Genomic DNA, 11203 nt, shown 5'->3' on the forward strand with positions numbered 1-11203 from the left:
TTCAGAGGTCGAAGTTCCGAGTTCAGAGGTCGAAGTTCCGAGTTCAGAGGTCGAAGTTCCGAGTTCAGAGGTCGAAGTTCCGAGTTCAGAGGTCGAAGTTCCGAGTTCAGAGGTCGGAGTTCCGAGTTCAGAGGTCGAAGTTCCGAGTTCAGAGGTCGAAGTTCCGAGTTCAGAGGCTGAACGTTGAGGTTCTGACTCTCCCCACTCAGGAGAGACGCGATTCATCGCGTCTCTACAAACTCTCCATTCCTCACTCCCTCCCAAAAGCCTCCCCAACTCTTCCACCCAGTTGGTGTAAACGCGCATTACCACCGGCAAATAATCTTGAGTGCCGATGGCTTTATTCTTTAAAGCTGGTATCAGTCCCGCATTCACCAGGGAACTTTTGCCTACACCCGATTGCCCATGAATTACTATCAACTTATAATCAGGGCGACCCATGCGTTCAATTAAACGTTCTACATCTAAAAGACGACCAGATGCAGCAATTTCTGGGGCAATGTTCCCTTGAGGATAGTTTGAGCGCAATGTCTCTACAAATGCCTGTTTTGTAGCTTCTAACCTACCCGCACCAATAAAAGCCCGCAAGCCAAATTGCTGTTCAATGGAACGCCGCTGCTGTTTAATTTTGTATGCTTTGAGATATTTTTTCTGCTCAAAATAAAGCTGCTGCAAAAATCTGAGAATATCCAAGTAAAGCCTGACATCTTCTAGGGGATTACCCACATCCCTAGAAGTTTCTAAGCTGAGAGTTGCCTCTTGAATTTGACCTAAATAGTATTGAGAACGACCTAAAATAAATTGATATAAGCTCAAGTCTTTTGATTTTAAAACCCTTTCGGGAATATCAGATAAAATCCCTGATATATTAGCTGATTCCAGATTTGGAATCGCAGCAAAAACTTCTAATGCTTGCTTAACTAACTGATTTGCTTTAACCCAGTTTTTTTGAGCCAAAGCCACCTCAGCTAAAAAACCGTAATCTTTGGCTATTTCCCTTGGCTGCTTGTTATTTTGATGGATTACTAAAGCTTGTTCCGAAAGACTCTGCAATATTTCCCACTTTTTCAAGTCTCGCAAGATATCACCGAATTTCACTACTGCGTTAGCAATTAAATCTGGACTTTTAAACTGGCTAATAAAATTTATATACTCTTGAAGATAATGCCAAGTTGTCTGCCCATCTTGAGAATTGATATCTTGATGCTTCAAAGCTTTGAGATAATAGCAAAAGCTAATCTCACCGAGGATTTTTACCTGCCTTTCTAAATTATGACTTTGTTGCCAGAGCTGATAAGCTTTGTGATAATGCTCTAACGCCGAATCTTTTTGATTATTTATCTGTTTAATAAAACCTAATAAAGATTCTAAATTAGCTTGAATATCTAAATTATAAAAATCTGGCTTTTTAATTAAATCTCTTTGCGCTGCTTCTAATTCATTTTCCAGCTTAAGATAGACATTGACGCTAAATTTTAGATTATTACTAAACCATTGATTAGCGGTTTGGATGATAAAATCTACTAATTCTTGTGTTGATATGGCAAAATCTCTCGTAGTTGCCCAACTTTCCAAATCTGGCGCCAGCTGTATTAGATGCTTGTAAATTTCATCGTCAATCCACAACACTAAGGGAAAAGCAAAATTCTTGCGAAACTCCTCTCGCACTTGATTTGCAGAAGTTAACATCACAGACAAATTCTGCACAGATTCCAAACCCACAACCATCACACAGGCTGGTGTTTCTGCGCCAAATTCTTCCTGAATGGCAGTATAGAGAGTCCTGTTCGATTGCTGCACCGTCAAGACACGAATTTCAACTTGACAAATTTCTTGCAGTCTGGAGATTAAGCGATCGCGCAAGCTAGCATAATTACACCGTGCCAAAATCAGCTTAAACTGTCCCACAGAGGATTCTATTGCCCAAGCTAATTGCTTCAGAGTGCGTAGGCGTAGCCCGTCGGAGACATCGCTGTTTACACGATCATCTTGTGATGGTTGCGAGTCTGTCATAAGTTAAAAGGGCGGTTAGAAACCGCGTCTACAAGAGGCTTTACCCACCTCCGTGGGTTATAAACACTCAATTTTTCCTTACTTAGTCCACGGAGGTGGACTACCCACAAAGCATCCATGTTTGTATACCCGCGAATTGCATTCGCCCTGGCTCTAAGTTGACTACAAAATTAAACTTCCTGGCGTTTTAATTCCTGTATCAATACTTGAGTGCGTTTGCTAGCTTCTCTTGCTTGTTGTCTAAAATACTTGGCTTGCTGACGGTCAGTTAAGCATACTTCAGATGCTTTTCTACTAAATTCAACAGCTTGTTTACTGAGTTCTTGAATACGAGTCTTTAACTCTTGGATTGTTTTCATATTTCCTCCTGTTCTGAAATTACAATCTCTAAATTTTCTATCTCTTCATAAAGTCTATCTGCTCTACTAGCGAGTAATATCATGTCCGTATAATAATGATTTCCACAGTTATTGCACCCCACCCCCAACCCCTCCCCGCCTGCGGGGAGGGGAGACAAAGCGTAGCTTTGGCGGGGTGGGGTTCTTCGGGTTTAATAAGTAATCTAGTGGACATGATATAAGCTAGCGTCCTCAAAATCGTTGTTTTCTATGGCTTTATCTGAGGCTGAGTATAATTCTTCTGTGATTTGGTGCAATTGTGCATAAGCTTTTAACAAAACATTTTTGGTTTCTGATTTCATAATCTAATTATTCATCGGTTCCCTGATTCCTCATTGCAACTCCCTAGCCTCTGCCAAAACCGGATTAACGTCAAACCAAGACTCGCCACCATCGCGATATTCAAACACAAACCGACTGCGAATCAGTTTTTGATATCCGTGGTCATCACTCACCTTTTTCCTTTCTTTGACGTGACGTAACAATTGCCACTCATCCTCAGAAATCGGCAACATGATTTCATTCCGACGAGAACGAATCACTTGCTCTAAGGTTTCACGAGTTAAGGGAAGACTCATCTCTTCCATAATCCAAGTATTCAGCAGCCTCAGCACGTCCCGCACATGACCACCGCTCATTTTACATAACCGCTCTAAGCTAGCAGCACTATCAAAAATCTCGGTAACTTTACTTAAACGCTCCTCTGGTGTGATATCAGGAAAAGCTCTAGCAAGTACCATCTGCTGCATGAGTGACATTCCCTGTGTATGAACACTGCCATTAGACCATTGCACAGGTACCATTGGTAACACCTTGGGGTCTTCTGGAAAACGCTGAGTCAGCATTCCGTAATCATTGGAAAACTTCAAAGACAAAGGCATGGTGTAGATGAGATGACAATTCAACTTCGTCAAAAACTCACCCTGATCGACAAATAAATATTCCTGCTGCGGACGACCCCAAGGTTTGGCACGATTATCTATGCGGTCAAGATTATCGACAATTACCACCAAACCATTTTTACCCTGCTGTTTGAGTTTAGCGATCGCAGGTTCCAATAATTCTTGATTAATCGCTTCCAGCAGCTTAGTTTTTTGCGGTGCTAAATACTGATTGAGTTTTTCTCGCAGCATTGGGTCATTTTTCATTTTCGCGGTGATTTCCCCAATGCCCACAGACAGAGAAAACTTATCTTTATCTGCGGATAAACCGACATCACCAAGCACCGGAAGCTTAACTTTTCCCGCCGTAACCTCGGAGTTTAAGACCTTCCAAGCACCTTGCAGCAATTCATTAAACTTGTTGGGTGACTCCAGAGTAATTTTATCAAGACTTTGACTCACCCGCCGAGCGATCGCTAGCAGCACATCAGCAATATCGACATCGGTCATTTCCAAGTCATCACTGGACTCAAAATAGACGACATGGAAGCCTAACTTTTCCAGTTCAGCCTGTAACCGTAATAGTTCTGTCGATTTCCCACAACCAATATGCCCAGTAAATAAAGTACAAGTGGGTTCATTCGGCTTAAAAAAAGTAATCTTCTGCTTCAGCTTGCCAAGAATATCACCACCTCGTACCGAGGAAAAATCTATATAATACTTGCCATCAGAGCTATTGTTGACAAACAAAGTTCTGCTGGGATCGCTAGCCTGATAAAATTCCCGTAAATCTATGGACATAACGTGGTAATGCAATAATCTGGTATTGTCTTAACATATCCTTGTGGAAAAGGATAAAGTTATTTACATCTTTGCATCTCACTATTTCGGACAATTTCCGCTTTTACCTCTCTTCCTCTGTGTCCTCTGCGTCTCTGCGGTTCGTTAAAGAAGAATAAAACCACGGAGGCATAGAGAAGCCAGTGCGTTGCGGGGGTTTCCCCCGTTGTAGCAACTGGCGCGGCACAGAGAAATAAGAGTACAAAGCTGCAACTAATATTTAAGTGATCTGCAAAAACTTAGACTTTTTTTGATACTATTTAAGGCCGGACTCCTTAAATATTGATTGACGTATGAGCAAAGGTACCCTGTTTGACAAAGTTTGGGACTTACACACCGTTGGTACACTTCCCTCAGGGCTGACGCAACTATTTATCGGGCTTCACCTAATTCATGAAGTCACCAGTCCCCAGGCCTTTGCTATGTTACGCGAGAGGGGTCTAAAAGTACTGTTTCCAGAGCGTACCGTCGCCACAGTCGATCATATTGTGCCCACAGAAAATCAGGCGCGTCCCTTTGCCGATAGCTTGGCAGAGGAAATGATTCAGGCACTCGAAAATAACTGTCAAGAAAATAACATAACTTTTTACAACATCGGTTCTGGTAGTCAGGGTATAGTTCACGTCATCGCTCCCGAACTCGGACTGACTCAACCAGGAATGACGATCGCTTGTGGAGATAGTCACACTTCCAGTCATGGGGCATTTGGTGCGATCGCATTTGGTATCGGTACTAGCCAAGTCCGGGATGTTCTCGCTTCCCAAACCCTCGCCCTCTCCAAACTGAAAGTCCGCAAAATTGAAGTTAACGGCACTCTCAACCCAGGAGTTTACGCCAAAGATGTCATCCTGCATATCATCCGCACCCTTGGCGTGAAAGGTGGTGTGGGCTATGGCTACGAATTTGCAGGTACGACATTTGAACAAATGAATATGGAAGAGAGGATGACAGTCTGCAATATGGCGATCGAAGGCGGTGCTAGATGCGGCTACGTCAATCCCGATCGAGTCACCTACGATTACCTCAAAGGCAGAGATTTTGCACCCAAAGATGCAGATTGGGATAAAGCAGTGGCTTGGTGGGATTCCATCAAGAGCGATGCAGATGCCCAGTACGATGATGTAGTAGTATTCGACGCTGCGGAAATTTCTCCTACCGTCACCTGGGGAATTACTCCCGGTCAAGGTATCGGTGTCAACCAGTCAGTACCTCAGCCAGAAGAACTGCTAGAAGAAGACCGATTTATTGCCGAAGAAGCTTACCGCTACATGGATTTATATCCCGGTCAACCGATCAAGGGCACTAAAATAGATGTCTGCTTCATTGGTAGTTGCACCAACGGCAGAATTACTGATTTGCGAGAAGCGGCAAAAATCGCCAAAGGTCGCCACGTTGCCGAGGGAATTAAAGCCTTCGTTGTTCCTGGTTCTGAACGGGTGAAGGAAGAAGCGGAAGCTGAAGGACTGGATAAAATCTTTCAGGAAGCCGGATTTGAATGGCGCGAACCGGGATGTTCTATGTGCCTAGCCATGAACCCCGATAAGCTACAAGGAAGACAAATCAGCGCCTCTTCCTCCAACCGCAACTTTAAAGGAAGACAAGGTTCCTCTTCCGGTCGGACATTGTTAATGAGTCCGGCAATGGTCGCCACAGCTGCGATTAAAGGCGAAGTCTCTGATGTGCGCGAGTTGCTATAACTCCACTTCCTAGCATAGAGAAATCTCTTAAACTTTTCTTTCTTTCTTTCTTTCTTTCTTTCTTTGTGTCCTTTGCGTTCTTTGCGGTTCGTTTTCTATATAAAACTATGGTGAGTGAAGTTAAAACAGTTTCAGGGCGCGGTATACCCTTAGTGGGCAATGATATAGATACCGATCGCATCATTCCCGCGCGATATTTGAAAGCCGTTACCTTTGATGGGTTAGGCGAAGGCGCATTTATTGATGACCGGACAGCACTTAAAGGTGAACATGCCTTTGACCAACCCCAATACAAAGGCGCGAATATTTTAATAGTCAACCGTAACTTTGGCTGTGGTTCATCACGGGAACACGCACCCCAAGCGATCGCAAAATGGGGAATCCAAGCTTTAATCGGTGAAAGCTTCGCCGAAATCTTTTTCGGTAACTGTGTGGCAATGGGTATACCTTGTCTGACAGCCGATGCTGTGACTGTTAAACAACTGCAAGAGTTAGTCACTGCCAATCCTCAAGCCACCGTGACAGTGAATTTGGAAACCTTGCAAGTGCAAATTGGTGATTACATTGCCCCAGTTGCGATCGGTGAAGGTACAAGAAGCACATTTATTTCTGGAACTTGGGACGCTTGCGGTCAGTTAGTGGCGAATGCTGACCAAGTTCGGGCAACGGCTGCAAAGTTACCCTACGTCGGTTGGGGCAATTTAGCCGCAAGTTAGCATTTCCTCGTTCCCTGGCTCTGCCGGGGAATACTCATTGGTGGGCTACCGCCTCCATTGCTGCAATGCACTAGGCGTTAATATTGAGATAGAGCTAACAATAGTCTGATCTGCTGGAAATTTAACAGCATAGTCGGCTTATCAGCAAATATCTTTAAATTATGTCATCAATAAACACTCCCCTCACTAAAGAAGATTTCATTAACTCTTGCTGGCAAGATGTGATTAATAGCAGCGATAGAAAGGAGTGTCGTGCCTATTATAGCGGCTTCTATAACAAAGCACAGGAGGCACAAGAGACAGGAAATGATAGAAACTATGCAGTTTTTGAGATTCTCAAGTCTGTGACTGTTACTCCAATACAACGGGGATCAAATGAGGAGTTTTTGGCTAAATTTGTCGAGCATCTCACGAGTGAACATTTAGATTTTTTGGCTGAGATTGTGGATGAAGTCTCAGATCCAGAGCTTCAAGCACGAATTGCAGATATTCTCTGGACTAGCAAACGAAGTGACTATTATAAAATGGCGCAGTTAGCAGTCACAGATTACTTAAAATCTGCCGCAGAATTAGAAGATCCTGAAAACTGGACTTTCTGTTTCGCTAGAATTGAACGGGCGCTTTGGCTAGCACGCAAAATTAATCATAAATTTGAAGATGTTATTGTACATATAGAGAAAGTTCTTGAACGCTGCAATGGAAAAGATCCAAAGTTTTTATCAGCAAAGCTTATGGAGCTTTTGCAAGAACACAAACGCGGTGATTTTAATAAATATGCTGTTCTAGCTGAGAAAGCCGCAACCATATCAGAATCAGCGAATGATTGGCGTAGAGCAAGAAACTATTGGGAAATTAAAGCACAATGGCATCGTCTTGAAAAAGATACAAAACAGGAACGTACAGCGCAAATGCAGGCTGCTGAAACCTATGTCAAGGAAGCTGAAGATAGCCTTAAGGGTACAGATGCAAGCTACCTAAAAGCATCACATTTTATGGAGAAAGCTTTTGAAGCTTTCATGAATGTCCGAGGTACTAAGGAAGAAACTATCGCTGCAAAAGAAAGAGCCGAAGAGGTTCGCAAGCTTCGTAGCGAGTATCAGGAACAATCCTTAAATGAGTTAGTTTCTATGTCTCATGAAACAGATATTAGTGTTCAAGTAAATATAGCCAGATCGCACGTTAAAGGTAAAGAATTTTATAATGCACTCTTTTCTCTAGCATTTCTAGGAACACCACCTAAAGTGTCTCAGCTTCGACAAGAAGTCTTGGAAATAGCTGTTGAAAATCCCATATATCATTTATTCCCATCTTCAATGATTAATCAGATGGGTAAAGTTGTAGCTCGTAAGCCCAAGTTAGGCTTATCCAATAATCCAGAGCAGATAGAAGAATCAATTCGTTTTGAGATGTACAAAAATGCAATCTACTATCAACAACTTCAGGTTCTAGCTTATACTGAGCCAGCAAAAGATCAAATAATTTTGGAACATAATGTACAAGTAGAAGACTTATTTCCAATTGTTTCAAATAACCCCTTTGTGCCACCAGGTAGAGAACAGCAGTTTGCGAAAGGGCTTTATGCTGGATTAACCGGAGACTTCTTCACCTCAACTCATCTTCTCATTCCTCAAATTGAGAATTCTATCCGTTATCTACTCCGAAAACACGGTGCGCTACCCTCAAAAATTGATATCGATAAGGGAATTGAAGATGAACGTGATTTGAATACTACTCTTTTCCCTCGCAACTATCCACAAATAAACTCAATTTTTGACGAAGACACACTTTTTGATCTCCAAGGGTTGCTAATTGAACGTTCCGGTTCAAATTTAAGAAACCGCATGGCTCACGGTTTAATTAATGATAGTGAGTTCAACAGCCCTATCATGTCTTACTTATGGTGGGTTACATTACGGCTTTGTTGTTTACCAATCTTGAAACAGCAACAGCAGTTTGAAGAGTCCAATCCTTGGGTTAAATTTGATGGTATTTTCAAAGATGACCCACTTTTTGATGATTTTGTAGAAGATATGGCAGCAAATCGACGTGAATTAGATGCAGAAGTAGCTGCTTATGAAGCTTCCTTAGAGGAGAATCAGTCAGCTTGAGCCAATATATCCTCGATACCGATCATGTTACTCTTTCTCAACATGGTAATTCTAAAATTTTACAACGCGCTCAAGCTGTCGGAAGTTCCAACATATTTATTACAACAGTCACACTCGAAGAACAATTGAAAGGCAGACTAGCTTCTATTAGCAAGTGTGCTACTAAACCAGAACTGCTAGCAGTTGCTCATAGAAATTTGCGAATAACCCAGATTTACTTTTGTAGTATGAATTTGCTGGAGTTCGACGATGCAGCATACAGTCGCTACCAGAGTTTGCGCCAGCAAAAAATCCAGGTAGGTACGCAAGACTTAAGAATTGCTGCGATCGCTCTGGCTAAGGGAGCAATTTTAGTTATGCGTAATCAAAAAGATTTTAACAAAGTTCCTAATTTATGTCTTCAAGATTGGACTATGGATGGGTATTCTTAAAAACACACGAAAACAAATCACGTGTTTAATATAATGCCTATCACACTAGGGAAGATACTGGTCTTACGCTTTGTAATAACGCTTAAAATTCTTTTTTATACTACTTTTAACAAGATTTTGCTCTCTTCATAGAAGTCATTTGTGACTGTGTGATTAATATCTTTGAAACAGTGTATGGACTTCAGACTTAGGTGCTAAATTTAACCATCAGGTATTCAGTCCTCGTACATCATAAGCACTATTTTAAACTTTAGCGACAATCGTTCAATCAGTTGAACCTAGTTTACACAAGGCATTTGCTAGCTATTGGTTCTTTTTAAGATGACGTGAAAAGTCAGTATACAGTCTGGTATGTCTCTAAAATTCATAGTGAAGAAGTTTTACAAAAACCAATATTCTGCATAAAACAAGAAAATATCTCTGAGTAATACTTAGCAGCTAAAAACTATAAGTTTTGTAGTTCATAGAGAGAAACTAGTACTTCCATACATTTATTAAAAATGAAGTATTAGTAACTCAGTGTTCACTTAGAGAAATTAAGAATTAGGAGTATTAATCATGGCAGTAATTTGGATTCCAGGCCCAGTACCGACCAATGGAGCAGATATAGGTATTAGTAATGCCGCTTCTGATAACTTCAATGGTTTGGATGGAAATGACAGCCTTTTTGGAAATGCTGGTAATGACCTGTTACGAGGTGGCAATGGTATCGACTTTCTATCCGGTGGCAATGGAGACGATACCCTAATCGGAGATCGTGGCAACGACACCTTCACTGGCGGAAACGGCAACGATCGCCTGATCTGGAACAATGGTGACGGTAGCGACAGAATCAGCGGTAACGCTGGCTTTGACGTGGTTGAGGTCAACGGCGCGGGTGTAGGAGACAACTTTCGCCTAGAACAAGATGCTCAAGGCAGAGCAATCTTCGATCGGCTGAACTTGGTTCCCTTCACTCTGACTGTAGACAGTGCAGAGAGGTTTGAAATCAATGGTGGTGGAGGTGATGATACCCTTGATGTCAACAACCTCTCAGGAACTTCTGTAAATGCAGTCTGGTTCACAGGCGGGGCAGGAAATGATGTGCTCGATGGTAGTGGTACAGCGACACCGTTAAGAGCCTTGGGTGGTGAGGGTAATGATAGCCTGACAGGTGGTACTGGCAGTGATAACCTCTATGGTGATACTGGTAATGACCTGTTACGAGGTGGTGATGGTATCGACTTTCTATCTGGTGGGGACGGGAACGATACCATACTCGGCAATCGTGGCAACGACACCTTCACTGGCGGAAACGGCAACGATCGCCTGATCTGGAACAATGGTGATGGTAGCGACAGAATCAGTGGTAACGCTGGCTTTGACGTGGTTGAGGTCAACGGCGCGGGTGTGGGAGACAACTTCCGCCTGCAACAAGATGGTCAAGGCAGAGCAATCTTCGATCGGCTGAATTTGGTTCCCTTCACTCTGACTGTAGACAGTGCAGAGAGGTTTGAAATCAATGGTGGTGGAGGTGATGACACCCTCGATGTCAACAACCTCTCAGGAACTTCTGTAAATGCAGTCTGGTTCACAGGTGGGGCTGGCAATGACTTCCTGGATGGTAGTGGTACAGCGACACCGTTGAGAGCCTTTGGTGGTGAGGGTAATGATATTCTCTATGGTGGTGCTGGCAATGACTTACTCTATGGAGATGCTGGTAATGATACATTACGAGGTGGTAAAGGTAATGACATCCTGACTGGTGGTGCTGGTGGCGATCGCTTTGTATTCAATTCAGGTGCTGGGTACAATAGTCCCGATCTCGGTGTAGATAAAATTACTGACTTCAGCAACTTTAGCGATAAAATTGTCCTCGATAAGACAACTTTTGGCGGACTCAATAATCTGTTCCAAATTAGGATAGTAGCTAATGATGCAGCAGCTGCAACTAGCTCTGGACTCATTACTTACAGTCTTGGAACTGGCAACTTGTTCTTCAACCAAAACTTGACATCACCAGGCTTTGGGACAGGTAGTCTGTTTGCCAACATTGATAACGATAACAATCAATTCACAGCCCCACCATTATTATCAGCGACAAACTTTGAGATCGTTGCGTAAACATCTCTTAAAATCC

At 42.6% G+C, this 11203-nt stretch carries 9 protein-coding genes; 5 read left to right on the forward strand and 4 right to left on the reverse strand.

The window, feature by feature from the left end; genetic code table 11:
* The 4 genes from V7K61_RS30265 to V7K61_RS30280 form a co-directional block, all read right to left on the reverse strand.
* A partial coding sequence (locus V7K61_RS30265) for an nSTAND1 domain-containing NTPase (protein ID WP_442936387.1) occupies positions 1–2013 on the reverse strand: 2013 nt, incomplete at its 3' end.
* 170 nt (positions 2014–2183) lie between these two features.
* Positions 2184–2372: a hypothetical protein gene (locus V7K61_RS30270; protein WP_251958101.1), complete on the reverse strand. Its 189-nt coding sequence runs from the start codon at positions 2370–2372 to the stop codon at positions 2184–2186.
* A gap of 203 nt (positions 2373–2575) precedes the next feature.
* Positions 2576–2713, reverse strand: a complete 138-nt coding sequence (locus V7K61_RS30275; RefSeq protein WP_335059347.1) for a hypothetical protein — start codon at positions 2711–2713, stop codon at positions 2576–2578.
* A gap of 30 nt (positions 2714–2743) precedes the next feature.
* Positions 2744–4093 (reverse strand): P-loop NTPase fold protein, encoded by a 1350-nt coding sequence (locus V7K61_RS30280; protein WP_335059349.1) that lies wholly within the window; start codon positions 4091–4093, stop codon positions 2744–2746.
* A 332-nt stretch (positions 4094–4425) separates the two neighbouring features.
* Here V7K61_RS30280 and leuC point away from each other — a divergent pair, with 332 nt between their 5' ends.
* The 5 genes from leuC to V7K61_RS30305 all read left to right on the forward strand — a co-directional run bounded on the left by leuC (position 4426) and on the right by V7K61_RS30305 (position 11187).
* Positions 4426–5829 carry a 3-isopropylmalate dehydratase large subunit gene (gene leuC / locus V7K61_RS30285; protein WP_334703602.1) on the forward strand — a complete coding sequence of 468 codons (1404 nt, stop codon included), beginning with the start codon at positions 4426–4428 and terminating at the stop codon, positions 5827–5829.
* Positions 5830–5936: 107 nt separating this feature from the next.
* Positions 5937–6545, forward strand: a complete 609-nt coding sequence (leuD, locus tag V7K61_RS30290; RefSeq protein WP_335059351.1) for a 3-isopropylmalate dehydratase small subunit — start codon at positions 5937–5939, stop codon at positions 6543–6545.
* Positions 6546–6706: 161 nt separating this feature from the next.
* Positions 6707–8653, forward strand: a complete 1947-nt coding sequence (locus tag V7K61_RS30295) for a DUF4209 domain-containing protein (protein WP_335059353.1) — start codon at positions 6707–6709, stop codon at positions 8651–8653.
* Entirely contained in the window at positions 8650–9084 is a 435-nt protein-coding gene (locus V7K61_RS30300; RefSeq protein WP_335059355.1) for a type II toxin-antitoxin system VapC family toxin, read from the forward strand. The genes V7K61_RS30295 and V7K61_RS30300 overlap by 4 nt, the downstream gene beginning before the upstream one ends.
* A gap of 558 nt (positions 9085–9642) precedes the next feature.
* On the forward strand, positions 9643–11187 hold the full coding sequence (locus tag V7K61_RS30305; RefSeq protein WP_335059357.1) for a calcium-binding protein: 1545 nt from the start codon (positions 9643–9645) through the stop codon (positions 11185–11187).
* Positions 11188–11203 lie beyond the last annotated feature (16 nt).

Source organism: Nostoc sp., assembly GCF_036918015.1.
Lineage (GTDB): Bacteria > Cyanobacteriota > Cyanobacteriia > Cyanobacteriales > Nostocaceae > Nostoc.